This window comes from Streptomyces sp. NBC_00249 (assembly GCF_026342355.1).
In the GTDB taxonomy this organism is placed as follows: domain Bacteria; phylum Actinomycetota; class Actinomycetes; order Streptomycetales; family Streptomycetaceae; genus Streptomyces.
The window spans coordinates 98,887-123,842 of sequence record NZ_JAPEMV010000008.1 but is presented as its reverse complement, the minus strand read 5'-3'; the positions used below and the strand labels follow the sequence as shown (position 1 = coordinate 123,842).

The window sequence follows — 24,956 nt, the reverse complement described above, 5'->3', positions numbered from 1 at the left end:
AGTCCTACCCCAGGCCGACGGCCGACCACGCCTTCTGGAGGGCCTGGTGCTCCGCGCCGCCGTCCCCGTAGCGGGCGACCGCCGCCGCCGTCGACAGCCGGGCGAAGTCCGCGAAGTCGGCGTCCGAGCCCAGCTCCCCGCCCGTCAGGGTGTCGTACCAGATCTGCCCGGCCCGCTCCCAGGCCTTGCCGCCCAGTTCGCTCGCCGCGATGTAGAAGGCGTGGTTGGGGATGCCGGAATTGATGTGCACGCCGCCGTTGTCGCGGGAGGTCTGCACGTAGTCGTCCATCGTGGCCGGCTGCGGGTCCTTGCCGAGTTCGTCGTCGTCGTAGGCGGTGCCGGGCGCCTTCATGGAGCGCAGCGCCACGCCGCTCACGTTCGGGCCGAGGAGTCCGGCCCCGATCAGCCAGTCCGCCTGGTCGGCGGTCTGCCCGAGCGAGTACTGCTTGATCAGCGAGCCGAAGACGTCCGACATGGACTCGTTGAGCGCCCCGGACTGGCCGTGGTAGTCGAGGTTGGCGGTGTACTGGGTGACCCCGTGGGTCAGCTCGTGCCCGATGACGTCCACCGACACCGTGAAGTCGAGGAACAGGTCGCCGTCCCCGTCGCCGAAGACCATCTGCTGCCCGTCCCAGAAGGCGTTGTTGTAGTCCTCGCCGTAGTGCACGCTCGCGTCCAGGGCCAGCCCCGAGCCGTCGATCGAGCGCCGCCCGAAGCCCTTGAGGAACAGCTCGTACGTGGCCCCGAGCCCGGCGTAGGCGCGGTTGACGGTGGCGTCCTTGACGGGCTCCTGCCCCTCCGCGCGGACCTTCTTCCCGGGCAGCCGGGTGCGGTGCTGCGCGTCGTAGACGGTCCGTGCGGGCCCGTCGGGGCCGGGCGCGTCCAGGGCGGCCGGGGCGATGCCGCGGACCGTGCTGATCCGGCGGCGGGTGCGCAGGGAGGCGTCCTGTTCGAGGGTGCGCTGGGCGGCGTCGGCCCGCGCGGTGTTCCCGGAGCGGGCGGCCTTGTCGAGGAGGTGCGGGGGCACGACGGTGCAGAAGACGGGGTGGAGGCGGGTGCGGTCAGGGGTGAGGAAGGCATCCATGCCCGGAAATCTGGCAGTGGGTCACCGCGATGTCACTACCCGCAACCATGATTCATTCGACTGTCTGAAAGCCGTCACGCCGCGTTGACGGATCGACCGGACCTGGGCGGAGGGATGGAGGCGTAGCTCACAAAGGGTGCAAATCGGACGTGGGGGTCTTGCATACTGAAACAGGTCCTCGCGATACGGCGCGGCTCGGTTAGGCTCGGCCCATCATGCGTTTCGGGCTGCTTCTCCTTAGCTGCCGCGGCGAGGGTCTGTAGTCGTAGGCCGACCCCCTCCCCGCGGAGTTTGGTGTTGCGGTTTTTACGACCGCCGTCGGCCGTCCCAGCGAACTACACGCGGACACGCGAGGAGCCCAACGCCATGAGCCAGCAGCCTTTTGTCGGTCGCCCCACGCCCATCACGAACGCGACCCACACCCAGAAGCCCTCCGGGATGCCGATCCACAAGTACGGCCGGTACGAGCAGGTGGACATCTCCGACCGCACCTGGCCGGACGCCCGCGTCACCAAGGCCCCCCGCTGGCTCTCCACCGACCTGCGCGACGGCAACCAGTCGCTGATCGACCCGATGACCCCCGCCCGCAAGCGCGAGATGTTCGACCTGCTGGTGCGCATGGGCTACAAGGAGATCGAGGTCGGCTTCCCCTCCTCCGGCGAGACCGACTTCGCCTTCGTGCGCTCCATCATCGAAGAGGGCGCGATCCCGGACGACGTCACCATCTCCGTACTGACCCAGGCCCGCGAGGACCTGATCGAGCGGACCGTGGAGTCGCTGGTCGGCGCCAAGCGCGCCACCGTGCACCTGTACAACGCGACCGCCCCCACCTTCCGCCGCGTGGTCTTCCGCGGCTCGAAGGAGCAGATCAAGCAGATCGCCGTCGACGGCACCCGCCTGGTCATCGAGTACGCCGAGAAGCTGCTGGGCCCCGAGACCACCTTCGGCTACCAGTACAGCCCGGAGATCTTCACCGACACCGAGCTGGACTTCGCCCTGGAGGTCTGCGAGGCCGTCTGTGACGTGTGGCAGCCGTCCCAGGGCCGCGAGATCATCCTGAACCTGCCCGCCACCGTCGAGCGCTCCACGCCCTCCACGCACGCGGACCGCTTCGAGTGGATGGCCCGCAACCTGACCCGCCGCGAGCACATCTGCATCTCCGTGCACCCGCACAACGACCGCGGCACCGCCGTCGCCGCCGCCGAGCTGGCCCTGATGGCCGGCGCCGACCGCATCGAGGGCTGCCTGTTCGGCCAGGGCGAGCGCACCGGCAACGTCGACCTGATCACCCTGGGCATGAACCTGTTCTCCCAGGGCATCGACCCGCAGATCGACTTCTCCCAGATCGACGAGATCCGCCGCACCAGCGAGTACTGCAACCAGATGGAGGTCCACCCGCGCCACCCCTACGCGGGCGACCTGGTCTACACCGCCTTCTCCGGCTCCCACCAGGACGCCATCAAGAAGGGCTTCGACGCCATGGAGGCCGACGCGGCCGCCCAGGGCAAGACCGTCGACGACATCGAGTGGGCGGTCCCGTACCTGCCCATCGACCCGAAGGACGTCGGCCGCTCCTACGAGGCGGTCATCCGCGTCAACTCGCAGTCCGGCAAGGGCGGCATCGCGTACGTCCTGAAGAACGACCACAAGCTGGACCTGCCGCGCCGCATGCAGATCGAGTTCTCCCGGATCATCCAGGCCAAGACCGACGCCGAGGGCGGCGAGGTCACGCCGAAGGCCATCTGGGACGTCTTCTCGGACGAGTACCTGCCCAACCCCGAGAACCCGTGGGGCCGCATCCAGCTGCGCTCCGGCCAGACCACCACCGACAAGGACGGCACGGACACGCTGACCGTCGAGGCGGTCGTGGACGGCGTGGACACCGTCCTGAACGGCACCGGCAACGGTCCGATCTCGGCCTTCTTCGACGCCCTGGCCGGCATCGGCGTCGACGCCCGCCTGCTGGACTACACCGAGCACACGATGAGCGAGGGCGCCTCCGCCGTCGCCGCCTCGTACATCGAGTGCGCGATCGACGGCCGCGTCCTGTGGGGCATCGGCATCGACGCCAACACCACCCGCGCCTCCCTGAAGGCGGTCATCTCCGCCGTCAACCGCGCGGGCCGCTGACCCCGTACGTGTGAGAGCCCCGCCCCTCCGGGAACGGCAGCGGCGGGGCTCCGCCGTTCCCGGAGCGCCCCCAGGGCCCCTCAGCGGGCCAGGTAGCCGCCGTCCACCGGCAGGACCACCCCCGTCACGAACGAGGCCGCGTCCGAGGCGAGGAAGGCGATCACCCGGGCCACCTCGTCCGGCTCGCCGAGCCGGCCCATCGGATGGGCCGCCGTGATCTCCGCCAGGTACTGCGGCCCGCCCGGCTCCCCGTCCAGCGCCAGCACCCGCTCCGTACGGATGGTCCCGGGTGCCACCGCGTTGACCCGGATCCCGTGCGCCGCCCACTCCACCGCGAGGTGCTTCGTCAGCCCCGAGGCCACGAACTTCGCCGGCCCGTAGTCCCCCACAGCCTTCGGCGTGGGAGGTGCCCCCTGCCTGGCGCGCCTGTCCGGCCACCCCCGAGATCGAGGACACGCACACCAGCGCCCCGCCCGGCCGCGGCTGCGCGGTCATCGCCTCGATCGCGTACTTGCAGGTGAGGAACATGCCCCGGCCGTCGACGGCCATGACGTGGTCCCAGTCCTCGGGGCTGGTCTCCCTTACATCCGAAAGGGGGAGCACCCCGGCGTTCGCCACGGCGACGTCGAGCCGCCCGTACGCGCCGACCGCGGCCTCCACCATCGCGCGGTTGGCCCCCGGATCGGAGACGTCACCGGTCACGACGGTGACCGTGTGCCCCTCGTCGGCCAGTTGCCCCCGCAGGGCCTCCAGGCCGGGGCCGTTGACATCGGACGCGGTCACCCGGGCCCCGGAGCGCGCGAACAGCAGGGCGGTGGCCCGGCCGATGCCGCTCGCGGCACCGGTCACCAGGCAGGACGTGTCGTTCATGCGGCCGAGGTTAGGGAAGGCGCGGGCCGCGCGGAGCCGGGGGCGCACTTCGGCCAAGTCCGCGCCCCGCCCGATGTTGTCTTGTCACACGACTGACGCGGCCTCACCGATGTGGCTAACATCACGCCAACCCGGCGATGTTGCCGGAAGGTTACGGAGGTGCGACGTGCTGCCAGTTCGGGGTGGGGACGGCCGGAAGCTGACGGTCTGGGGCATCCGTACCACCTGGAGCACCGTGGGCGACGGGGAGTTCTTCTGCCCCGGCTGCGGCGGTGACCGCAACTACCGTCGGCGCACCGGCCGCCGGAGGTTCACCGTGCTCGGCGTACCGCTGCTGCCGCGCGGCGAGGCCGGGCCCGTCGTCGAGTGCCAGGCGTGCCGCGAGCGCTTCGACACCGACGTGCTGGACCATCTGACCACCACCCGCTTCTCGACGCTGCTGCGCGACGCCGTGCACACGGTGGCGCTGGCCGTGCTCGCGGCCGGCGGGACCTCCTCGCGCGGGGCCCTGGAGGCCGCCGCGTCCGCCGTACGGGCCGCGGGCTTCCAGGACTGCTCGGAGGAGCAGCTGGAGTCCCTCGTGGAGGCGCTGGCCACCGACGAGGGCCGGCTGGGGCTGTACGACGGGCCCGAGTGCTGCGGGGCCGCGCTGTCGATCGAGCTGCACGAGGCGCTGGAGCCGCTCGCCCCGCACCTGGCGGGGCCGGGCCGGGAGTCGATCCTGCTCCAGGGCGCCCGGATCGCCCTCGCGGACGGGCCGTACATCCCCGCCGAGCGCGAGGTCCTGGCCACCGTCGGCGCGGCGCTGCGGATGGGCTCGGACGAGGTGGCGGGGCTGCTGTCGGCGGTACGCGCGCCCTAGGGGCGTACGTCGTCACGCGTACGCAGGTCCGGGCCCGGCGGGGGAATCCGCCGGGCCCGGACCCGTTCCCGGGCCCCGGAGCCCCGCCCGGGGTACGGAACCGGCCGGGATCGAGGTAACGATCCGGCCTCACGGGGGTGAACCGGGGCGCTCCGGGAGCCGTGCAAGAGGTTGGAGGTGGCCCCTCCAGATCCAGCCATCCAGCATGCGGACGGCTGAAACCATGCCCTTCTGTTTGCGCGGCCGAAGGCCGGAACGCGCCATCCGGGCAGGTCGAGGGGTCGGGACTTCGCATGCGCGCAGGCGGAACCGGCAATTTCGGAGCCTTGGCACATACTCCTACTCCCGCGCCTTCACCACTGGAGAAACCTCCAGATCGGATGTCCCGGAACGTCAACACTTTGTAGAAGTCGACGATATCTGTGAGCCCACCCACAGGCGTTCAATTCCGGTCACACGAGGAGACGCCGCCGGAAACACGGTGCGGCTTCGATCTCCGTGTTCTCACTGACAACCCTGGCGAACCAACGGGTTAGCGACCCACTTCGACCAGGGACAACCAGATTCCTCTCGGTTACCTACCTCATTGAAGGGCAAGGCAGAGATGGCACGTGTCGCCGCCCGGCTTTCCGCCAACGGAGAGCAGAGCACGCACCCGGTCGACGAGGTGCTCCCCCTCCCCAAGCTCGCGCTGTACGGCTTCCAGCACGTACTCGCGTTCTACGCCGGCGCGGTGATCGTTCCGATCATCGTGGGCAGCGCACTCAAGCTGAGCCCTGAACAGCTCGTCTACCTGATCAACGCAGACCTCTTCACCTGCGGTATCGCCTCGATCATCCAGGCCTGGGGCATCGGCCGGGTCGGCGCGCGGCTGCCGCTGATCCAGGGCGTGACCTTCACGGCCGTCTCCCCGATGATCGCCATCGGCCTCGGCGCCGGCGGCGGGACCGCCGCCCTGCTGGTCATCTACGGCGCCGTCATCACCGCCGGCATCGCCACCTTCGCCTTCGCCTGGCTGCCCCCCAAGGCGTTCCGGGCGGTCATGCGGCTCTTCCCGCCGGTGGTCACCGGCACGGTGATCACGGTCCTGGGCATCGTCCTGATCCCGGTCGGCCTCAAGGACGCGGTCGGCGGCGCCCCCACCGTGGGCGACGGCGGCGTCCCGACGCAGCTCGCCTACGCCGGCGGCACCATGCTCTTCATCCTCGTCCTGATGAAGTTCGGCGGACCGTTCCTGCGCAGCATCGGCATCCTGCTCGGCCTGGTCGGCGGTACCGCCACCGCGTTCCTGCTCGGCGACGCCAAGTTCGCCAGCGTCGGCCAGTCCGACTGGATCGGCGTCACCACGCCCTTCCACTTCGGCGCCCCGAAGTTCGAATGGTTCCCGATCGTCCTGATGCTGATCGTCATGCTGATCACCATGGTCGAGACCACCGGTGACACGTACGCGGTCGGCGACATCGTCGGCAAGGACGTCGACAGCGAGACCGTGGCCCGCGCCCTGCGTGCCGACGGCGCCGCGACCGCCCTCGGCGGCGTCCTGAACTCCTTCCCGTACGTGGCCTTCGCCGAGAACGTCGGCCTGGTGCGGATGACCAAGGTCAAGAGCCGCTTCGTGGTCGTCGCCGCCGGTGTGTTCATGATCGTCCTCGGTCTGATCCCCAAGGCCGCCGCGATCGTCGCCTCCGTCCCGCCGGGCGTCCTCGGCGGCGCCGCCACCGTGATGTTCGGCATGGTCGCCCTGGCCGGTATCCAGACCCTCGCCAAGGTGGACCTCAAGGAGGAGAAGAACGCCCTGATCGTCGGCGTCTCGCTGGCCTTCGCGCTCTTCCCGGCCACCGTGCCGGTCTACTTCGACAAGCACGTCAGCCCGGACACGGCCTCGCTCCTCAACAGCGGTGTGACCCTCGGTGCCACCGCGGCCATCGTCCTCAACCTGGTCTTCAACGGCCTGGCGAAGGACGACGCCCAGACCGCCGTCGTCGCGGTCGAGCTGCCCGCCCAGGCGGCTGCCGCCCCGGACGAGACCGCGCCGGCACCCGAGGCGTCCGAGGCGTCCGAGGCACCCGAGGCGGCCGACGCGTCCGCGCAGGCCGAGGCGAAGACGGCGGATGACGCCGAGACGGTCGCCGAGGCCGCCGTCGGTGTCGCCATCGCGGCCACGGCCGGTGCCGAGGAGGCCACCGCCGAGAAGGCCGCCGCCGCGAAGGCGGACGAAGCGGGAACTCCCGCCTCCTGATCCTCCCAAGGGGTGCCGCCCCCGTCCGGACCACGGTCCGGGCGGGGGCGAGCGCTGTGCGGCCCCGGACGGGGTCCCGCGCAGGAGACAATGGGCCCATGAGTCTGTTCCGCGACGACGGCATCGTGCTGCGCACCCAGAAGCTGGGTGAGGCGGACCGCATCATCACGCTGCTCACCCGGGGCCACGGCCGGGTGCGGGCCGTCGCCCGCGGAGTCCGCCGCACCAAGTCCAAGTTCGGCGCCGGGCTGGAACCTTTCTCCCACGCCGACGTGCAGTTCTTCGCCCGCGGCAACGAGCTGATCGGCCGCAGCCTGCCGCTCTGCACGCAGACCCAGATCATCGCCCCGTACGGCAACGGCATCGTCACCGACTACGCCCGCTACACCGCCGGCACCGCGATGCTGGAGACCGCCGAGCGGTTCACCGACCACGAGGGCGAGCCCGCCGTACAGCAGTACCTGCTGCTCGTCGGCGCCCTGCGCACCCTCTCGCGCGGCGAGCACGCGCCGAACCTCATCCTCGACGCCTTCCTGCTGCGCTCCCTCGCCGTCAACGGCTACGCGCCCAGCTTCGACGACTGCGCGAAGTGCGGGATCCACGGCCCCAACCGGCACTTCTCCGTCGGAGCGGGCGGGGTCATATGCGGCGACTGCCGGGTGCCGGGCTCCGTCGTACCCTCGTCTGAGGCCATCGCCCTGCTCAGCGCGCTGCTGACGGGGGACTGGGGGCATGCGGACGCCTGCGAGGCACGCCACGTGCGGGAGGGCAGCGGGCTGGTCTCCGCCTATTTGCACTGGCATCTGGAACGCGGGCTACGCTCCCTGCGTTACGTCGAGAAATAGGAGCTGGGCACATGGCACGACGCGGGATTCTGGGACGCTCTCGCCGCGAGTACAAGGTTCCCGAGCCGCACCCGTCCGGTGCGCGCCCGCCGAAGATCCCCGGCGAGCTGGTCCCGAACCACGTCGCCGTCGTCATGGACGGCAACGGCCGCTGGGCCAAGGAGCGGGGCCTGCCGCGCACCGAGGGGCACAAGGTCGGCGAGGGCGTCGTGCTCGACGTGCTCAAGGGCTGCCTGGAGATGGGCGTCAAGAACCTCTCCCTGTACGCCTTCTCGACGGAGAACTGGAAGCGCACGCCCGACGAGGTCCGCTTCCTCATGAACTTCAACCGCGACGTCATCCGCCGCCGCCGCGACGAGATGAACGAGCTGGGCATCCGGATCCGCTGGGTCGGCCGCATGCCGAAGATGTGGAAGTCCGTCGTCCAGGAGCTCCAGGTCGCCCAGGAGCAGACCGTCGACAACGACGCGATGACCCTGTACTTCTGCGTGAACTACGGCGGCCGCGCGGAGATCGCGGACGCGGCGCAGGCCATCGCCCGCGACGTGGCGGCCGGCAAGCTGGACCCGTCGAAGGTGAACGAGAAGACCTTCGCCAAGTACATCTACTACCCGGACATGCCGGACGTGGACCTGTTCCTGCGCCCCAGCGGTGAGCAGCGCACCTCCAACTACCTGCTCTGGCAGAGCGCGTACGCCGAGATGGTCTTCCAGGACGTGCTGTGGCCCGACTTCGACCGCCGCAACCTCTGGGACGCCTGCCTGGAGTACGCCCAGCGCGACCGCCGCTTCGGCGGCGCCGTCCCGAACCAGGGCGAGGGCGGCACGGGCTGAGCCTGCCGGTACGCTCTGCCGCCGTGGACATGACTGATGACCGGGCGGTGGAGCTGTACTACACCGCGGAGCGCCGTGACGTACGGGAAGTGCTGCGCCGGCGCGCGGTCAGGGCACCCGGGGGGCGCAAGCAGCTGCTGCTGTACCTGGTGCTGCTTCCCCTTGTGCCCGCCGCGCTGATCGTGCTCCAGCGCGGCAGGGAGACGGACCCGGCCGGTCTTGCCTTCGCGGTGGGGGTCGGGGTGCTCTGCGGCGCCCTCGGCCTGCTGCTCGACCGGTGGCGGGTGGCGCGCCGGATGTACGCCTGGGCCTCGGAGCACCCGGAGTACCGGTGCGTGGTCACGGAGCTCGGCACGAGCAACCACCGCCCCGACGGGACGGCGGTGACCTATCGGTGGGCCCAGTACACGGGCTGGACCGAGACCCGGAACCTGTTCGTCCTCGTCTTCTATACCGGGGACATCGGCTGGCTCCCCAAGCGGGCCGCCCTGGTCCCCGCCGACATCGACCGGATCCGGTCGGTTCTCGACCGGAACCTGACCAGGATCGGCTAGCCGGCGGCCGCGCAGTCCGCGCAGGTGCCGAAGATCTCCACGGTGTGGGCCACGTTCACGTAGCCGTGCTCGGCGGCGATGGACTCGGCCCACTTCTCCACGGCCGGGCCCTCCACCTCGACGGCCTTGCCGCACTTGCGGCAGACCAGGTGGTGGTGGTGCTCGCCGGTGGAGCAGCGCCGGTAGACGGACTCGCCGTCGCTGGTGCGCAGCACGTCGACCTCGCCGGCGTCCGCGAGGGACTGGAGGGTGCGGTAGACGGTGGTCAGGCCCACGGAGTCACCGCGGTGCTTGAGCATGTCGTGCAGCTCCTGGGCGCTGCGGAACTCGTCCACCTCGTCCAGCGCCGCCGCCACGGCGGCCCGCTGCCGGGTGGATCGTCCTCGTACTGGCGCGGTATTCATCTCGCCAGGCGCAGTCGCCACCGGTTCCTCCTCGTTTCGGCCTCGGCCCATTGTGCCAGGCGGCCGCGGACCCTAGACCTTCACGTCGTCGCGGGTGCAGACCTCCTCGGCCGCGCGGGCGGCCTTCGCCCGGCGCCGGGCCAGCGGCGCCGAGAGGGCCGTCATCGCCATGAAGACGGCGATGGCCATCAGCACGATCATGGCACCCGAGGGCGCGTTGACGTAGTAGGTGGTGGCCGTGCCGGTCAGTGACACGGCCAGGCTGATCGCGACGGCCAGGCCCAGGGTGGCGGCGAAACCGCGGGTGAGCCGCTGGGCGGCCGCGACCGGGATCACCATCATGGCGCTGACCAGCAGCAGGCCCACGATGCGCATGGCGACGGTGACGGTGACGGCGGCGGTGACCGCGAGCAGCAGGTTCAGCGCGCGCACCGGCAGGCCCGTGACCCGGGCGAACTCCTCGTCCTGGCAGACGGCGAACAGCTGGCGCCGCAGGCCGATGGTGACGGCGAGGACGAAGGCGGCGAGGATCGCCATCGCGGTGACGTCCTCGGACGCGACGGTGGTGATCGAGCCGAACATGGCGCTCAGCAGGCTGGCCTGGGAGCCGCCCCCGACGTTGATGATCATCACGCCGCCCGCGAGGCCGCCGTAGAAGAGCATTGACAGGGCCACGTCGCCGCTGGTCTTGCCGCGCGAGCGGATCAGCTCCATGCCGACGGCGCCGACGACCGCCACCAGGGTGGCCATCCATACCGGGCTGGTCCGGAGCACGAAACCGAGTGCCACACCGGTCATCGCGACGTGCCCGAGGCCGTCGCCCATGACCGCCTGGCGGCGCTGGACGAGGTAGGTGCCGATCGCGGGCGCGGTGACGCCGACCAGCGCGGCGGCGATCAGCGCGCGCACCATGAAGGGGTAGTCGAGGAGGCCCATCAGCTCAGCAGTCCCGTCCGCAGGGGTTCGGCGTCGTGCGCCGCGTGGGGGTGTACGTGGTCGTGGCCGGGCAGGGCGTGCTGCCCCACGGCCTCCGGGGGCGGGCCGTCGTGCATGACGCAGCCGTCGCGCAGGACGACGGCCCGGTCGATCAGCGGCTCCAGGGGACCCAGCTCGTGCAGGACGAGCAGGACGGTCGCGCCGGCGGCCACCTGGGTGCGCAGGGCGTTCGCCAGCACCTCCTGGTTGGCCAGGTCCACGCCCGCCATCGGCTCGTCCATGATCAGGATCTCGGGCTCGACGGCGAGCGCCCGGGCTATGAGCACGCGCTGGTGCTGGCCGCCGGAGAGGGCGTTGACGGAGGCGTCGGCGTACCCGTCCATGTCGACCAGGGCCAGCGCGCGGTCGACGGCGGCCCGGTCGGCCTTGCGCAGGAGACCGAAGCGGGTGCGGGCGAGGCGGCCGGAGGAGACGACCTCGCGGACGGTCGCCGGGACGCCGCTGGCGGCGGTGGTGCGCTGGGGGACGTACCCGATGCGCGACCACTGGCGGAAGCGCGCCAGGTCGGTGCCGAAGAGGGAGAGGGTGCCGCCGCTGAGCGGCACCTGGCCGACCACGGCGCGGACGGCCGTGGACTTGCCGGAGCCGTTGGCGCCGAGCAGGGCGACGACCTCACCGCGGCGCACGGTGAGGTCGATCCCGCGCAGCACGGGGCGCGAGCCGAGCGAGGCCGTGGCCCCGCGCAGGGATATGACGGGCTGCTCGGCCGCCGTGGCGGCTTCAGCTGTCGCGGACTCCATGGCTCGCGCCTCCGTTGCTGCTGTCATCATTTGGCTCCGAGTGCCTTCTGCAGGTTCTTGAGGTTGGACCGCATGACCTCGAAGTAGTCAGCGCCCTGGGACTTGTCGCTGATTCCCTCGAGGGGGTCGAGGACGTCGGTCTTCAGGCCGGTGTCCTGGGCGAGGCTCTTGGCCGTCTTGTCGCTGGCCAGCGTCTCGAAGAAGACGGTGGAGACATTGTCCTTCTTCGCGACCGCCTGGAGGTCCTTCATCCGGGCCGGGCTGGGCTCGGCCTCGGGGTCGACGCCGGAGATGCCCTCCTGGTCGAGGCCGTAGCGCTCCGCGAGGTAGCCGAAGGCGGAGTGGGTGGTGATGAAGGTCTTGGAGGCCGTGTCCTTCAGGCCGTTCTTGAACTCCGTGTCCAGCGCGTCGAGCCGGCCCACGAGCGCGTCGGTGTTCTTGCGGTAGTCCTTGGCGTGCTCGGGGTCGGCCTTCTCCAGCGCGGCGCCGACGCCCTTGGCGATGTCCGCGTACTTGGTGGGGTCGAGCCAGACGTGCGGGTCGGTGCCGGAGCCGCCGTGGTCGTGGCCGTCGTGACCGGCCTGCTCGTCGCCGTCGGTGTGCTCGTGCCCCTCCTCGCCGTGGCCGGGGGCCGTGTGCACCTCCAGCTTGGTGAGGGTGGCGGCGTCGACGACGGTCTTCACGCCGGACTGGGCTACGGCCTTGTCCACGGCGGGCTGGAGGGACTTGAGGTAGAGGACCAGGTCGGTCTCGGACAGCTGCGCCGTCTGCCGCGGCGTGATCTCCAGGTCGTGCGGTTCGACGCCCGGCTTGGTCAGGGTGGAGACCTTCACGTGGTCCTGGCCGATCTGCTCGGCGAGGAACTGCAGGGGGTAGAACGACGCCGTCACGCCGAGCTTGCCGTCCTTGCCGTCGGCGTCCGCGGCGCCTCCGGCGCCTCCGGAGCAGGCGGTCAGGGCCGTGGCGCCGAGGGCGACGGCACCGGCGAGGGCGGCGGTGGGTATGAGGCGTCGTACGTTCATGACATCCATTTTCATCAAAGATGGAAACGATTGTCAAAAACCCAGGTGAGGGGCTCGGGGAGCATGCTGGAAGGGGGGTCCCGATTTGAAGAGCAGGGTGCGGGCGCCGGTAACCTAAAGCCTTCGCCGTTCGTCCTCGTAATGAAGAGAGCACCGTGGCCGCCGACAAGATCGAAACCATCGTCAGCCTGAGCAAGCGCCGTGGCTTCGTTTTCCCGTGCAGTGACATCTACGGCGGTTCCAGGGCTGCCTGGGATTACGGTCCGCTCGGTGTCGAGCTCAAGGAGAACATCAAGCGTCAGTGGTGGAAGGCCATGGTGACCGGGCGCGAGGACGTCGTCGGCCTGGACTCCTCCGTGATCCTGGCCCCCGAGGTCTGGGTGGCCTCCGGTCACGTCGCGACCTTCTCCGACCCGCTGACCGAATGCACCTCCTGTCACAAGCGCCAGCGCGCCGACCACCTGGAAGAGGCGTACGAGGCCAAGCACGGCCGTGTGCCCGCCAACGGCCTCGCCGACATCAACTGCCCCAACTGCGGCGTGAAGGGCCAGTTCACCGAGCCGAAGCAGTTCTCCGGCATGCTGGAGACCCACCTCGGCCCGACCCAGGACACCGGCTCGAAGGCGTTCCTGCGCCCCGAGACCGCCCAGGGCATCTTCACCAACTTCGCCCACGTGCAGACGACTTCGCGCAAGAAGCCCCCGTTCGGCATCGCGCAGATGGGCAAGTCCTTCCGCAACGAGATCACGCCGGGCAACTTCATCTTCCGCACGCGCGAGTTCGAGCAGATGGAGATGGAGTTCTTCGTCAAGCCGGGCGAGGACGAGCAGTGGCAGGAGTACTGGATGGCCGAGCGGTGGAACTGGTACCGCGACCTCGGCATCCGCGAGGAGAACATCCGCTGGTACGAGCACCCCGCGGAGAAGCTGTCGCACTACTCGAAGCGCACCGCCGACATCGAGTACCGCTTCAACTTCGGCGGTAACGAGTTCTCCGAGCTCGAAGGCGTCGCCAACCGCACGGACTTCGACCTCAAGGCGCACTCCGCGGCCTCCGGCCAGGACCTCGTGTACTTCGACCAGGAGACCAAGGAGAAGTACACCCCGTACGTCATCGAGCCGGCGGCCGGCGTGAACCGCGCCATGCTCGCCTTCATGCTCGACGCGTACAACGAGGACGAGGCCCCCAACGCCAAGGGCGTCATGGAGAAGCGCACCGTGATGCGCCTCGACCCGCGCCTGGCTCCGATCAAGGTCGCCGTCCTGCCGCTGTCGCGCAACCCGCAGCTGTCGCCGAAGGCCAAGGGCCTCGCCGCCGACCTGCGCAAGTTCTGGAACATCGAGTTCGACGACGCGGGCGCCATCGGCCGCCGCTACCGTCGCCAGGACGAGATCGGTACGCCGTTCTGCGTCACCGTCGACTTCGACACCCTGGACGACAACGCGGTGACCGTGCGCGAGCGCGACACCATGAAGCAGGAGCGCGTCTCCCTGGACCAGATCCAGAGCTACCTGGCCAGCCGTCTGATCGGCTGCTAGGACTCAGGTCCGGACGTACGAAGACCGGTGGCCCGGTGCGCGGATCGCGCACCGGGCCACCGGTCTTTTGCCGTACGGGTCGGGCGGGGCGGGCGGGTCAGGCGGGGGAGGCCCCGCCCGCCGCGGCCTCGGCGGCGGCCGCCTCGGCCGCCCGGCGCTCACCCTCGGCCTGGGAACGCTTGCCGTACCGGGCCGTCCACAGGCCCAGGCCGCCCATCGTCCCGTAGATCATGAACGGGCTGAGCGTGACCATGGTGGAGGTGTCCAGGACGAAGGCCAGGGCGATCCGCACCAGCGCCTCGATCACGTAGGCCACGCCCCAGACCAGGGTCATGCGGGTCATCGTGGTGCGGAAGCCCTCGTACTGCCACAGGCCGTTCCACCAGGCGGTGCTCTCGGGAGTGCCGTCGGTGGCGAACTTGCGGCCGAAGTAGAACATCAGTGGCCGCCGCGCGAACAGCGTCGCCAGGCAGAGCAGCCCGAAGAGCCCGGTCACGCCGGAGTCCTTGATGAGCAGGGCGCGGGCCGAGTGGGCGCCGACGAGCGACACGACGGCCGTGATCACCAGGAACACCAGGGTGACCACGGCGAACTCGTCGAGCTTGCGGCGCCACGCCACATGGATGGCGCTGTCGAGCACCGGCCAGGCACCGCTGACCAGCAGCGCCGAGAACTCGCTCCAGCCGTGGTCCCCGGTGAGCGTGTTGTAGGTGACGATCGGAGCGACCACGTTGAGGCCGATCGTCAGGATCCAGCCGAGGGCGGTGGCGGCGCCGGAACGGGCCGGTGGTGCCGGCCGGCCGGGTGTGGCTGATGCGGTGGACATGCTTCCCCCTGAGAACTGCCTGATGAGTGCGGTAGGGGGACCGTAAGGACAGTTCTATGACATGTACAAGCCGAGCTTCTCAAAATGATCCCCAAGCTGTCCGGACTGGCTGATTCCAGACAGTCGGGGGCTCGGGGTGCCCGGGTGTCCGGCCGCGCGGGCGCTCAGGCGCGCAGACCCCTGATCAGCAGGGCCGTGACCGCCTCGAACTCGGTGATGATCGTGGGCGAGCGCCAGTCGGCCGCGTACTGCGGGTCATGGAAGCGGCTGGTGGCGTCGAAGACGGCGCGGGCGGCCGCCGGGGCATCGGACGCGGCCAGCGTGCCGGCCTCGACCCCCTCCGCGATGATCCGCGCCAGCTGGTCGATCAGCTCCGTCAGGTGACTGTCGACCACGCCGCTGTTCTCGGCGAGCAGCACCGTGTACGTCGCGAACAGCTCGGGATCGTCGCCCGCCTTGTGGCGCTTGGCCGCGAAGAGGGCCTCCAGCCACGACTCCAGCTTCGAGGGGGCGGTCTCGGCCGGGGCCGAGGCGATCCCCTCCAGCATGACGACGCTCTTGGCGAGCCAGCGGTCCGTCACGGCCTCGCGCAGCGCGGCCTTCGACGGGAAGTGGCGGTACACGCTGCCGTGGCTGACGCCCAGGGCGCGCGCCACGTCCACCACGGTCGCCTTGGTGGGGCCGAAGCGGCGCAGCACCTCCTCGGTGGTCTCGAGGATGCGCTCGGGGGTCAGGGGCTCGGCGGCAGCGGGTGGCATGGGTACGACCGTACCGCCAGCTCAGTGCTCACTGTCGAGGTGGGCCATCTGCGCCGCCGGGTACCGCTCGCCCGCGGCCGCGCCGGCAGGTACGGCCTCCTCGATGGCGGCCAGGTCGGCCGCGGTCAGCTCCACCCGCATGGCACCCAGTGCCTCCTCCAGCCGGTCCCGGCGCCGGGCGCCCACCAGCGGGACGATGTCGGCCCGGCGCAGCGGGCCCTGGGCGAGCACCCACGCGATGGCGGTCTGGGCCACGCTCACCCCCTTCTCCTCGGCGACCTTGCGCAGGGCCTCGACCAGGTCGAGGTTCCGGTCGAGGTTGCCGCCCTGGAAGCGCGGGCTCATGCCGCGGAAGTCGCCCGGGGCCAGTGCCCGGTCTCGGCTGAAGTGCCCGCTGATCAGGCCCCGGGAGAGCACCCCGTACGCCGTGACGCCGATGCCGAGCTCGCGCGCGGTCGGCAGGATCTCCTCCTCGATGCCGCGGGAGATCAGGGAGTACTCGATCTGGAGGTCCGAGACGGGAGCCACCGCCGCGGCCCGGCGCAGGGTGTCGGCGCCGACCTCGGAGAGGCCGATGTGGCGGACGTGCCCGGCCTGGACGGCCTCGGCGATGGCGCCGACCGTCTCCTCGATCGGGACGTCCGGGTCCACGCGGGCGATCCGGTAGATGTCGATGTGGTCGCGGCCGAGCCGCTGGAGCGAGTAGGCGAGGAAGTTCTTGACGGCTTCCGGCCGGCCGTCATAGCCGGTGAAGCCGCCCTCGACAGTCCGCAGCGCGCCGAACTTGACGCTGGTCAGCGCCTTCTCGCGGGCGGCGGCGGGGGCGGTGCGCAGGGCTTCGGCGATGAGCAGTTCGTTGTGCCCCATGCCGTAGAAGTCGCCGGTGTCGAGCAGGGCGCCCGTGCCGTCCGGGACGGCTTCCAGGAAGGCGTGCAGGGTCGCGAGGGACTCGGCCCGGTCGGCCTCCCCGTAGAGCGCGGACATGCCCATGCAGCCCAGGCCCAGGGGGAAGACGGTGGGCCCGGTCGAGCCGAGGGTGCGGGTGGCGGAGGTGTGCTCGTAGGTCGTCATGGAACGAGAATGGCATGACGGGTGACAGATTTCAATATCTGTCACCCGTCCGTGCGGTCAGGCCGCCACCCGCAGGGCCAGCACGGCCGCCGCGACCAGGGTCAGGACGGCCGCCGGGGCGAGTTCGAAGTCCTTGACGCGCAGGTGGCTGACGACCGCGCCGGCGAAGTAGAGGGTCACGCCGACGGCGGCGGCCACGCCGAGCGGCGCGATCCACAGCCCGGCGACCAGGCCCACGGCGCCCGCGGCCTTGAGTGCGGCCAGCCGGGGCAGCCACGCGTCCGGCACCTCCACCTTGCGCATGCTCGCGACGATCGCCTCGTTGCGCTGGAGGGTGAAGGTGGCGGAAGCCGTCAGGACGAGGGCCAGCAGGCAGGCGACGACGGCATAGGCAATGAACATGAGGTACTCCAACGGTCGAGGGTTTCAAACCATTGAATAGCATCAACGATCGATAGATCGCAATCATTCCTCGGCTGCTACGGTGTGGAACATGACGGCAGCACAGGAAGCCCCGCACCCACCGCAGCGGCTGGGCCTGCTGCTGGCCTGGCACGGAGCGGTCACCCAGACCCGGATGAAGAAGGCGCTCGGCGCCGCGGGGCTCACCCCGCGCCACGCGATGACGCTGATGCACCTGGAGGGCGGCCCCATCAGCCAGCGGGCGCTCGCCGAGCGGCTGGAGGTGGACCCGAGCGTGCTCGTCGGGATCCTCAACGACCTGGAGCGCGACGGCCTCGCCGAGCGCCGCCGCGACCCGGCCGACCGGCGCCGCCACAACGTGGTCATCACCGAGGCCGGGGGGAGCGCCCTCGGCCGGACCAACGCCGCCCTGGACGCCGTCGAGACGGGCCTGTTCTCGGGGCTCTCGGAGCAGGAGCAGGACGCCCTGCGCGCCCTGCTGGAGCGCATCGACTCCCGGGCCGAGGACTTCGACTGCTCGGAGTAGCCCGATCGGGCGGCCGGACCGGGCCTGCCGTCAGCCCCGCGGGGGCGCGCCGACCGGCGCGGGCGCGCGCTCCGGTTCCAGCTCGCCGGCTGTACGGGCGGCCGTCGCCAGCGCCCACGGCCCGGTCGTCGCCGCGCCCACGACGAGGACGAGCAGCCCCAGGCCCGTGATGATCCACCAGGCGGGCCGGGTCGCCGCCGCGAAGTCCCCGCCGCCCGCCGTCCCGGCCGCCAGCACCGCGCCGATCACCGCGACCCCCAGCGCCCCGCCGGCCTGCCGGCTGGTGGAGGCCAGGGCGGCCGCGACCCCCGCCTGGGAGCGCGGCATCCCCGACACCGCGGCATTGGTGATCGGGGCGTTGACCAGGCCGAAGCCGATGCCGAAGAGGGCGTACCCGGCGAACATCAGCGGCGCGGAGCGCTCCGCCGAGAACGCCGCGAACAGCAGCCCGCTCGCCGTCATCGTCACCCCGGCGGCCAGCAGCGGCAGCCGCGGCCCCCCGGAGGCGAGCAGCCGTCCCGACACCGGCGCGCACAGGAAGGCCAGGGTGGCCATCGGCAGCATCCAGAGCCCGGCGTGCAGGGCGTCGAGCCCCCGGACGTCCTGGAGGTAGAGGGTGTTCAGGAAGAGGAACCCGGACAGCGCGGCGAAGGCCCCCAGCGCGAGCACCGTGGCCCCGCTGAAGGGTGCGCTGCGGAAGAACCGGGGGTCGATCAGGGGATCGGCCCGCCGGGACTCGTAGACCACCAGCCCGGTCAGGGCCGCCACGGCGGCCGCCCCGCACCCGAGGATCGCCCCCGAGGTCCAGCCGGCCGCCGGGCCCTCGATGATCCCGTAGGTCAGCGTGCCGAGCAGGACCATGACCAGCAGCTGGCCCACCGGGTCGGGCCGACGGGGGCGCTCGCTGCGGGACTCGGGGATGTAGCGCAGGGTCAGGGCGAGGGCGAGGAGTCCGACGGGGAGGTTGACCCAGAAGATGGACCGCCAGCCGACGGAGTCCACCAGCAGTCCGCCGATCAGGGGGCCCGCGGCCATGGAGATGCCGACGACCCCACCCCAGACGCCGATGGCGCGGGCGCGTTCCTTCGGTTCGGTGAAGGTGTTGGTGATGATCGACATGGCCACCGGGTTCAGCATCGAGCCGCCGACGGCCTGGATCATCCGGAAGGCGATCAGGAACTCCAGGCCGGGCGCCAGCGAGCACAGCACCGAGCCCGCCGTGAAGAGGACCAGGCCGGCCGTGAACACCTTGCGGCGCCCGATCCGGTCCGCCGTGGACCCGGCCACGATCAGCAGCGAGGCCAGGACCAGCGCGTAGGCGTCGATGGTCCACTGCATCCCGGAGACCGAGGCGCCGAGGTCGCGGCGCATCGCCGGCAGGGCGACGTTCAGGACGGTGTTGTCGAGGCTGACGATGAGCAGGCTCATGCAGCAGATCGCCAGTACGAGGATGCGCCGCCGGTGGCTCATGTGACCCATGACGCCGATAGTACGTCTAACTAACGACCACGGCATGCGCGACAATGGGGGGATGACCACGCTCCCTCCGCCTCTCGCGATCGGCCCGCACACCGTGCAGCCGCCGGTGGTGCTCGCGCCCATGGCCGGCATCACCAATGCCCCGTTCCGTACCCTCTGCCGCGAGTTCTCGGGCGGCAAGGGGCTGTTCGTGAGCGAGATGATCACGACCCGCGCCCTGGTCGAGCGCAACGAGAAGACCATGCAGCTGATCCACTTCGACGCGACCGAGAAGCCGCGCTCGATCCAGCTGTACGGCGTGGACCCGGTGACGGTCGGCAAGGCCGTCCGGATGATCGTCGAAGAGGACCGCGCCGACCACATCGACCTCAACTTCGGCTGCCCCGTCCCCAAGGTCACCCGCAAGGGCGGCGGCTCGGCCCTCCCGTACAAGCGCCACCTGCTGCGCGCGATCCTGCGCGAGGCCGTCGCGGGCGCCGGGGACCTGCCGGTGACCATGAAGATGCGCAAGGGCATCGACGACGACCACCTCACCTACCTCGACGCCGGCCGGATCGCCGTCGAGGAGGGCGTCACCGCCATCGCCCTGCACGGGCGCACCACCGCCCAGCACTACGGCGGCACCGCGGACTGGGAGGCCATCGCGCGCCTCAAGGAGCACGTCCCGGAGATCCCGGTGCTCGGCAACGGCGACATCTGGTGCGCCGAGGACGCGCTGCGCATGGTCCGCGAGACCGGCTGCGACGGCGTGGTCGTCGGGCGCGGCTGCCTGGGGCGGCCCTGGCTGTTCAACGACCTGGTCGCGGCCTTCGAGGGCCGCCCCGAGGACTTCCACAAGCCGACGCTGCGCGAGGTCGCGCACACCATGCACCGGCACGCGCAGCTGCTGGGGGAGTGGATCGGCGACGAGGCGCGCGGGGTGATCGACTTCCGTAAGCACGTGGCCTGGTACCTCAAGGGCTTCGCCGTGGGGTCGGAGATGCGGGGGAAGCTGGCGGTGACCTCCTCCCTGGCCGAACTGGACGCTCATCTGAGCGAGCTCGATCTGGATCAAGCGTGGCCCGAGAGTGCCGACGGACCGCGCGGCCGGACGTCCGGAAACAACCGGGTTGTCCTGCCCGAGGGCTGGTTGAAGGATCCTTACGACTGCGCGGGCGTGAGCGAGGAAGCCGAGCTGGACACCTCCGGAGGCTGACAAATCGCCCTCGGGGTCGCGTGATATACGCCACGCATGATGAAGGTTTCGCTCAGATGAGCGTGAAGGTCACGGGTAAGACTTTCAAAGGGTGGCACTGGGTGCCACCCTTTGTGCGTTCAAGACTTGAACGCAAATGTATCGATGATCGCTCATCCGAGCGTGATCAAGCCTCAAGAGGCCCTTCCCCCTTCGGGTTCTGAACGCTCTTCGTACGTTCTGATTACCCATGAGTTACTTTCGATCCGGTGGCGCACGGGTGGTTACAGCCGCATGACGGCCAAGTGGACGTACCCAGAAGCCTTCGATCTGGGTATGTTCCTGGCCGTCAGGGCAGCCACCCGAGTCCTCGAGGAGTCGAGACCCGTGTCGGAAAACAAAGATCAGAAGTTCGTCTACGACTTCACCGAGGGCAACCGGGACCTCAAGGACCTTCTCGGCGGCAAGGGAGCCAACCTCGCCGAGATGACCAACCTTGGTCTCCCCGTGCCCCCCGGCTTCACCATCACCACCGAGGCCTGCAAGGTCTACCTGGAGAGCGGCACGGCCCCGGCCGAGCTGCGCGACGAGGTCAGCGCGCACCTCGCCGCCCTCGAGGCGAAGATGGGCAAGAAGCTCGGCCAGTCGGACGACCCGCTGCTGGTCTCCGTGCGCTCCGGCGCGAAGTTCTCGATGCCGGGGATGATGGACACCGTCCTCAACATCGGCCTCTCCGACGAGTCCGTGACCGGCCTCGCGGCCCAGTCCGGCGACGAGCGCTTCGCGTGGGACTCGTACCGCCGCCTGATCCAGATGTTCGGCAAGACCGTCCTCGGGGTCGAGGGCGAGCTCTTCGAGGACGCCCTCGACGAGGCCAAGGCCGCCAAGAAGGTCACCGTCGACACCGACCTCGACGCCGCCGACCTGAAGAAGCTGGTCAAGCACTTCAAGAAGATCGTGGCGAAGGACGCCGGCCGCGAGTTCCCGCAGGACGCCCGCGAGCAGATGGACCTCGCCGTCGAGGCCGTCTTCAACTCGTGGAACACCGACCGCGCCAAGCTCTACCGCCGCCAGGAGCGCATCCCGAGCGACCTGGGCACCGCCGTCAACATCTGCTCCATGGTCTTCGGCAACCTCGGCCCCGACTCGGGCACCGGCGTCGCCTTCACCCGCGACCCCGCCAGCGGCCACGCGGGCGTCTACGGCGACTACCTCCAGAACGCCCAGGGCGAGGACGTCGTCGCGGGCATCCGCAACACCGTCCCCCTCGCGGACCTGGAGGCCATCGACAAGGCCTCGTACGACCAGCTCATCGAGATCATGACGACGCTGGAGACCCACTACAAGGATCTCTGCGACATCGAGTTCACCATCGAGCGCGGCCAGCTGTGGATGCTCCAGACCCGCGTCGGCAAGCGCACCGCCGGCGCCGCCTTCCGCATCGCCACCCAGCTCGTGGACCAGGGCCTGATCAGCGAGGCCGAGGCGCTCCAGCGCGTCACCGGCCACCAGCTGGCCCAGCTGATGTTCCCCCGCTTCGACGGCGAGGCGAAGAGCACCCTGCTCGGCCGCGGCATCGCCGCCTCCCCGGGCGCGGCGGTCGGCAAGGCCGTCTTCGACTCGTACACGGCCGTCAAGTGGTCGCGCTCCGGCGAGAAGGTCATCCTGATCCGCCGCGAGACCAACCCGGACGACCTCGACGGCATGATCGCCTCCGAGGGCATCCTGACCTCGCGCGGCGGCAAGACCTCGCACGCCGCCGTCGTCGCCCGCGGCATGGGCAAGACCTGCGTCTGCGGCGCCGAGGAGCTCGACGTCGACACCAAGCGCCGCCGCATGACGGTCGGCGAGACGGTCATCGAAGAGGGCGACGTCGTCTCCATCGACGGCTCCACCGGCAAGGTGTACCTCGGTGAGGTACCCGTCGTACCGTCCCCGGTCGTCGAGTACTTCGAGGGCCGCATGCACGCCGGCGCCGACGACGCCGACGAGCTCGTCGCCGCCGTGCACCGGATCATGGCCTACGCCGACCGCGTCCGCCGCCTGCGGGTGCGCGCCAACGCCGACAACGCCGAGGACGCGCTGCGCGCCCGCCGTTTCGGCGCCCAGGGCATCGGCCTGTGCCGCACCGAGCACATGTTCCTCGGCGAGCGCCGCGAGATGGTCGAGCGCCTGATCCTCGCGGACACCGACGGAGAGCGCGAGGAGGCACTCAGTGCCCTCCTGCCGCTCCAGAAGAAGGACTTCGTCGAGCTGTTCGAGGCGATGGACGGACTGCCCGTCACCGTCCGCCTCCTGGACCCGCCGCTGCACGAGTTCCTGCCCGACATCACCGAGCTGTCGGTGCGCGTCGCCCTCGCCGAGTCCCGCAAGGACGCCAACGAGAACGACCTGCGCCTGCTCCAGGCCGTCCACAAGCTGCACGAGCAGAACCCGATGCTGGGTCTGCGCGGTGTCCGCCTGGGCCTGGTCATCCCCGGCCTGTTCAAGATGCAGGTCCGGGCGATCGCCGAGGCCGCCGCCGAGCGCAAGAACGCCAAGGGCGACCCCCGCGCCGAGATCATGGTCCCGCTCGTGGGCACCGTCCAGGAGCTGGAGATCGTCCGCGAGGAGGCCGACGCGGTCATCGCCGAGGTCGAGGCCGCCACCGGCACCAGCCTCAAGCTGACCATCGGCACGATGATCGAGCTGCCCCGCGCCGCGCTGACCGCCGGCCAGATCGCCGAGGCCGCGCAGTTCTTCTCCTTCGGCACGAACGACCTGACCCAGACGGTGTGGGGCTTCTCCCGCGACGACGTCGAGGCCAGCTTCTTCACCGCGTACCTGGAGAAGGGCATCTTCGGGGTCTCGCCCTTCGAGACCATCGACCGGGACGGCGTCGGCTCGCTGGTCCGCAGCGCCGTCCAGGCCGGCCGGGCCACCCGCCCCGACCTGAAGCTCGGCGTCTGCGGCGAGCACGGCGGCGACCCGGAGTCGGTGCACTTCTTCCACGAGGTCGGCCTCGACTACGTCTCCTGCTCGCCGTTCCGGATCCCGGTGGCGCGCCTGGAGGCCGGCCGCGCCGCGGCCGAGGCGAAGGGCTCCGACAGCCGCTGACCCGCCCGGGCCCTCACCGGCCCCGCATGCCCCCGCCGCGGTCCCACGAAGCCCGCGACGGCCGCGCCCGCCCCCGGTCCCTGACCTCCGGGGGCGGGCGCATCTATCTATTCGAAGCACCTTTGGGCGAGGTATTCAACAAAGTCATTACGGCACCAGGCGGTGGACGGATCCCCACCCGTCCACCGCCTGACGCCTATCCACCGGGCACGTCGGCGCTTCCCGATGCGACCGACCGCCAGGCCCCGCAAAGCCCCCCACGGCCTTCACGGAGCGTTTCGGTCGCACCGGAGTGTGCCCGGCGGAGTACAGGATTTCGCTTGTCACGCCCCTGCCGAAAGGGGTTTCAACTGTGGCCGAAAGGGCGTGGTGACCACGTGTGACGGCATGCATACTCATGGGGCGGGGGGATTGCGGTTGCACAGCTGGGGGTTCGGTGCTTCGTATCCATTTCACTGGAGTGGACCTGGCACGCGTACGGATGGCAGGGCGTCCCGATGCGTTGTGGGAAACGATTCTTAGTTTTCACCGTTTAAGAGACCGGCGTGACGCCCGGCTGTTCGGTGAATGGCGTACGGAAACACGGAGCAGGTTGAATAGTGAAACAAGGCTGCTCGGTGCGTTGATACCGGCTCGCGGCTATTTCCCGGATTTTCTGACCCCCGCCGAGGGGCAGTACGGCTGGGACATGGGCCTCGACGCCCTGCGCGGGCTGCGGCACGAGCGGCTGCGGCGGGAGCTCTCCCTCGTCGGTTCCGGCGCCGGGAGCGGATTCGGGGCGGCCTTCGGGACGCCCGCGCCCATCCGGCTGCGGGAGTTCATGGACGGGGGCACCAAACACCTCCCCAGGCTCCTGAGCGAGCTGCGCGGATACCACCGGGCCGCCGTGGAGCCCTACTGGACGCATATCCAGGCCCAGATAGAGGCCGAGCGGGCGGCACGCGGCCGCGCCCTGCTCGACGGCGGCGCGGACGAGCTGCTCGCCTCGCTGCCGCCGATGCTGCGCTGGCGGGCGCCCGTCCTGGAGTGCGAGTACCCCGTGGACCGGGACGTACGGCTACGGGGGCGCGGGCTGCTGCTCCAGCCGTCCTTCTTCTGCCGGCGTACCGCGGTGACCCTGCACGACCCGGAGCTGCCGCCGGTGCTGGTCTACCCGGCCGCCGCCCAGCTCGCCTCGGCCTCGGCCGGCGGCGAGGCCGCGCGCCCGGAGGAACAGCGCCAGCGCACCCTGGGCAAGCTCGTCGGGCACACCCGCTCGGTGGTGCTGCGGGCCATCGGGGACGGGGCCACCACCAGCGAACTGGCCCGCCGGGCCGGGGTCTCCCTGGCCTCGGCGAGCCAGCACGCCTGCGTGATGCGCGAGGCCGGCCTCGTCACCACCCTGCGCCACGGCGGCGCGGTCCTGCACACGGTGACCCCGCTGGGCGCGGCCCTCCTCAAGGGCGGCGCGGTGGTGTCCTAGGACCGGAGAACGGGCCCCGGACCG

Annotated in this window: 22 protein-coding genes and 1 pseudogene; 11 read left to right on the top strand and 12 right to left on the bottom strand. The window is 70.5% G+C overall.

The features are described from left to right. Positions 1–4 precede the first annotated feature (4 nt). Positions 5–1,084: a M4 family metallopeptidase gene (locus tag OOK31_RS30265; protein ID WP_267090566.1), complete on the bottom strand. Its 1,080-nt coding sequence runs from the start codon at positions 1,082–1,084 to the stop codon at positions 5–7. Positions 1,085–1,450: 366 nt separating this feature from the next. Between OOK31_RS30265 and leuA the strand changes: the two genes are divergently transcribed. After that, a complete protein-coding gene (gene leuA, locus OOK31_RS30260; RefSeq protein ID WP_267090565.1) occupies positions 1,451–3,214 on the top strand; it encodes a 2-isopropylmalate synthase in 1,764 nt (587 codons plus the stop codon). Between the two features lie 80 nt (positions 3,215–3,294). On the opposite strand, the gene OOK31_RS30255 is transcribed toward leuA, so the two are convergent. Continuing rightward, complete coding sequence (locus OOK31_RS30255) at positions 3,295–3,603, bottom strand: SDR family oxidoreductase (protein WP_267090564.1); 309 nt, start codon at positions 3,601–3,603, stop codon at positions 3,295–3,297. Between the two features lie 85 nt (positions 3,604–3,688). After that, a pseudogene (locus OOK31_RS30250) lies at positions 3,689–4,084 on the bottom strand (SDR family NAD(P)-dependent oxidoreductase); the annotation flags it as partial. A gap of 166 nt (positions 4,085–4,250) precedes the next feature. Here OOK31_RS30250 and OOK31_RS30245 point away from each other — a divergent pair. From OOK31_RS30245 to OOK31_RS30225, 5 genes are all read left to right on the top strand, one after another. Next, on the top strand, positions 4,251–4,946 hold the full coding sequence (locus OOK31_RS30245; RefSeq protein ID WP_267090563.1) for a TerB family tellurite resistance protein: 696 nt from the start codon (positions 4,251–4,253) through the stop codon (positions 4,944–4,946). 604 nt (positions 4,947–5,550) lie between these two features. Continuing rightward, positions 5,551–7,185, top strand: coding sequence for a nucleobase:cation symporter-2 family protein (locus OOK31_RS30240; RefSeq protein WP_267090562.1), 1,635 nt, complete (start codon positions 5,551–5,553; stop codon positions 7,183–7,185). A gap of 98 nt (positions 7,186–7,283) precedes the next feature. Then, positions 7,284–8,030, top strand: coding sequence for a DNA repair protein RecO (recO, locus tag OOK31_RS30235; RefSeq protein ID WP_214950820.1), 747 nt, complete (start codon positions 7,284–7,286; stop codon positions 8,028–8,030). Positions 8,031–8,041: 11 nt separating this feature from the next. Then, positions 8,042–8,863 (top strand): isoprenyl transferase, encoded by an 822-nt coding sequence (locus OOK31_RS30230; RefSeq protein ID WP_267090561.1) that lies wholly within the window; start codon positions 8,042–8,044, stop codon positions 8,861–8,863. Positions 8,864–8,892: 29 nt separating this feature from the next. Beyond that, complete coding sequence (locus tag OOK31_RS30225) at positions 8,893–9,417, top strand: YcxB family protein (protein WP_267090861.1); 525 nt, start codon at positions 8,893–8,895, stop codon at positions 9,415–9,417. Here OOK31_RS30225 and OOK31_RS30220 read toward each other — a convergent pair. Genes OOK31_RS30220 through OOK31_RS30205 form a run of 4 tightly spaced genes read right to left on the bottom strand, consistent with a single transcriptional unit; the run spans position 9,414 to position 12,579 of the window. After that, the gene (locus OOK31_RS30220; protein WP_323183433.1) at positions 9,414–9,842 is read right to left on the bottom strand and encodes a transcriptional repressor; all 429 of its coding nucleotides are present in this window, start codon (positions 9,840–9,842) and stop codon (positions 9,414–9,416) included. The two genes, OOK31_RS30225 and OOK31_RS30220, sit on opposite strands and share 4 nt — an antisense overlap. 51 nt (positions 9,843–9,893) lie before the next feature. Then, complete coding sequence (locus OOK31_RS30215; protein WP_267090560.1) at positions 9,894–10,757, bottom strand: metal ABC transporter permease; 864 nt, start codon at positions 10,755–10,757, stop codon at positions 9,894–9,896. Then, on the bottom strand, positions 10,757–11,557 hold the full coding sequence (locus OOK31_RS30210) for a metal ABC transporter ATP-binding protein (protein WP_267090860.1): 801 nt from the start codon (positions 11,555–11,557) through the stop codon (positions 10,757–10,759). Before OOK31_RS30210 ends, OOK31_RS30215 begins: the two co-directional genes overlap by 1 nt. A 26-nt stretch (positions 11,558–11,583) precedes the next feature. Then, positions 11,584–12,579, bottom strand: a complete 996-nt coding sequence (locus OOK31_RS30205; protein WP_267090559.1) for a metal ABC transporter substrate-binding protein — start codon at positions 12,577–12,579, stop codon at positions 11,584–11,586. Between the two features lie 155 nt (positions 12,580–12,734). Here OOK31_RS30205 and OOK31_RS30200 point away from each other — a divergent pair, with 155 nt between their 5' ends. Next, positions 12,735–14,117, top strand: a complete 1,383-nt coding sequence (locus tag OOK31_RS30200) for a glycine--tRNA ligase (RefSeq protein ID WP_267090558.1) — start codon at positions 12,735–12,737, stop codon at positions 14,115–14,117. Between the two features lie 97 nt (positions 14,118–14,214). On the opposite strand, the gene OOK31_RS30195 is transcribed toward OOK31_RS30200, so the two are convergent. The 4 genes from OOK31_RS30195 to OOK31_RS30180 form a co-directional block, all read right to left on the bottom strand. Then, positions 14,215–14,943 carry a VC0807 family protein gene (locus tag OOK31_RS30195; protein ID WP_267090557.1) on the bottom strand — a complete coding sequence of 243 codons (729 nt, stop codon included), beginning with the start codon at positions 14,941–14,943 and terminating at the stop codon, positions 14,215–14,217. Between the two features lie 164 nt (positions 14,944–15,107). Next, a complete protein-coding gene (locus OOK31_RS30190) occupies positions 15,108–15,701 on the bottom strand; it encodes a TetR family transcriptional regulator (protein ID WP_267090556.1) in 594 nt (197 codons plus the stop codon). Positions 15,702–15,722: 21 nt separating this feature from the next. Continuing rightward, entirely contained in the window at positions 15,723–16,772 is a 1,050-nt protein-coding gene (locus OOK31_RS30185; RefSeq protein ID WP_267090555.1) for an aldo/keto reductase, read from the bottom strand. A gap of 57 nt (positions 16,773–16,829) precedes the next feature. Continuing rightward, positions 16,830–17,174 carry a DoxX family protein gene (locus tag OOK31_RS30180; RefSeq protein WP_267090554.1) on the bottom strand — a complete coding sequence of 115 codons (345 nt, stop codon included), beginning with the start codon at positions 17,172–17,174 and terminating at the stop codon, positions 16,830–16,832. Between the two features lie 91 nt (positions 17,175–17,265). Between OOK31_RS30180 and OOK31_RS30175 the strand changes: the two genes are divergently transcribed. Continuing rightward, positions 17,266–17,721, top strand: a complete 456-nt coding sequence (locus OOK31_RS30175) for a MarR family winged helix-turn-helix transcriptional regulator (protein WP_267090553.1) — start codon at positions 17,266–17,268, stop codon at positions 17,719–17,721. Positions 17,722–17,751: 30 nt separating this feature from the next. On the opposite strand, the gene OOK31_RS30170 is transcribed toward OOK31_RS30175, so the two are convergent. Continuing rightward, the gene (locus tag OOK31_RS30170; RefSeq protein WP_267090552.1) at positions 17,752–19,200 is read right to left on the bottom strand and encodes an MFS transporter; all 1,449 of its coding nucleotides are present in this window, start codon (positions 19,198–19,200) and stop codon (positions 17,752–17,754) included. A gap of 52 nt (positions 19,201–19,252) precedes the next feature. On the opposite strand from OOK31_RS30170, the gene dusB reads away from it, so the two are divergent. The 3 genes from dusB (at position 19,253) to OOK31_RS30155 (ending at position 24,932) form a co-directional block, all read left to right on the top strand. Next, positions 19,253–20,395, top strand: coding sequence for a tRNA dihydrouridine synthase DusB (gene dusB, locus OOK31_RS30165; protein ID WP_267090551.1), 1,143 nt, complete (start codon positions 19,253–19,255; stop codon positions 20,393–20,395). A 366-nt stretch (positions 20,396–20,761) separates the two neighbouring features. Further along, on the top strand, positions 20,762–23,470 hold the full coding sequence (ppdK, locus tag OOK31_RS30160) for a pyruvate, phosphate dikinase (RefSeq protein WP_267090550.1): 2,709 nt from the start codon (positions 20,762–20,764) through the stop codon (positions 23,468–23,470). Positions 23,471–23,906: 436 nt separating this feature from the next. Then, positions 23,907–24,932: a helix-turn-helix transcriptional regulator gene (locus tag OOK31_RS30155; RefSeq protein ID WP_267090549.1), complete on the top strand. Its 1,026-nt coding sequence runs from the start codon at positions 23,907–23,909 to the stop codon at positions 24,930–24,932. Positions 24,933–24,956: the final 24 nt, after the last annotated feature.

Bases quoted from the DNA above. Each gene is read 5' to 3' on its own strand.
- dusB (WP_267090551.1), top strand. From the start codon at position 19,253: ATGACCACGCTCCCTCCGCCTCTCGCGATCGGCCCGCACACCGTGCAG.
- leuA (WP_267090565.1), top strand. From the start codon at position 1,451: ATGAGCCAGCAGCCTTTTGTCGGTCGCCCCACGCCCATCACGAACGCG.
- OOK31_RS30240 (WP_267090562.1), top strand. From the start codon at position 5,551: ATGGCACGTGTCGCCGCCCGGCTTTCCGCCAACGGAGAGCAGAGCACG.
- OOK31_RS30185 (WP_267090555.1), bottom strand. From the start codon at position 16,772: ATGACGACCTACGAGCACACCTCCGCCACCCGCACCCTCGGCTCGACC.
- recO (WP_214950820.1), top strand. From the start codon at position 7,284: ATGAGTCTGTTCCGCGACGACGGCATCGTGCTGCGCACCCAGAAGCTG.
- OOK31_RS30230 (WP_267090561.1), top strand. From the start codon at position 8,042: ATGGCACGACGCGGGATTCTGGGACGCTCTCGCCGCGAGTACAAGGTT.
- OOK31_RS30205 (WP_267090559.1), bottom strand. From the start codon at position 12,579: ATGAACGTACGACGCCTCATACCCACCGCCGCCCTCGCCGGTGCCGTC.
- OOK31_RS30170 (WP_267090552.1), bottom strand. From the start codon at position 19,200: ATGGGTCACATGAGCCACCGGCGGCGCATCCTCGTACTGGCGATCTGC.
- OOK31_RS30265 (WP_267090566.1), bottom strand. From the start codon at position 1,084: ATGGATGCCTTCCTCACCCCTGACCGCACCCGCCTCCACCCCGTCTTC.
- OOK31_RS30190 (WP_267090556.1), bottom strand. From the start codon at position 15,701: ATGCCACCCGCTGCCGCCGAGCCCCTGACCCCCGAGCGCATCCTCGAG.
- OOK31_RS30175 (WP_267090553.1), top strand. From the start codon at position 17,266: ATGACGGCAGCACAGGAAGCCCCGCACCCACCGCAGCGGCTGGGCCTG.
- OOK31_RS30180 (WP_267090554.1), bottom strand. From the start codon at position 17,174: ATGTTCATTGCCTATGCCGTCGTCGCCTGCCTGCTGGCCCTCGTCCTG.
- OOK31_RS30225 (WP_267090861.1), top strand. From the start codon at position 8,893: ATGACTGATGACCGGGCGGTGGAGCTGTACTACACCGCGGAGCGCCGT.
- OOK31_RS30195 (WP_267090557.1), bottom strand. From the start codon at position 14,943: ATGTCCACCGCATCAGCCACACCCGGCCGGCCGGCACCACCGGCCCGT.
- OOK31_RS30215 (WP_267090560.1), bottom strand. From the start codon at position 10,757: ATGGGCCTCCTCGACTACCCCTTCATGGTGCGCGCGCTGATCGCCGCC.
- OOK31_RS30210 (WP_267090860.1), bottom strand. From the start codon at position 11,557: ATGGAGTCCGCGACAGCTGAAGCCGCCACGGCGGCCGAGCAGCCCGTC.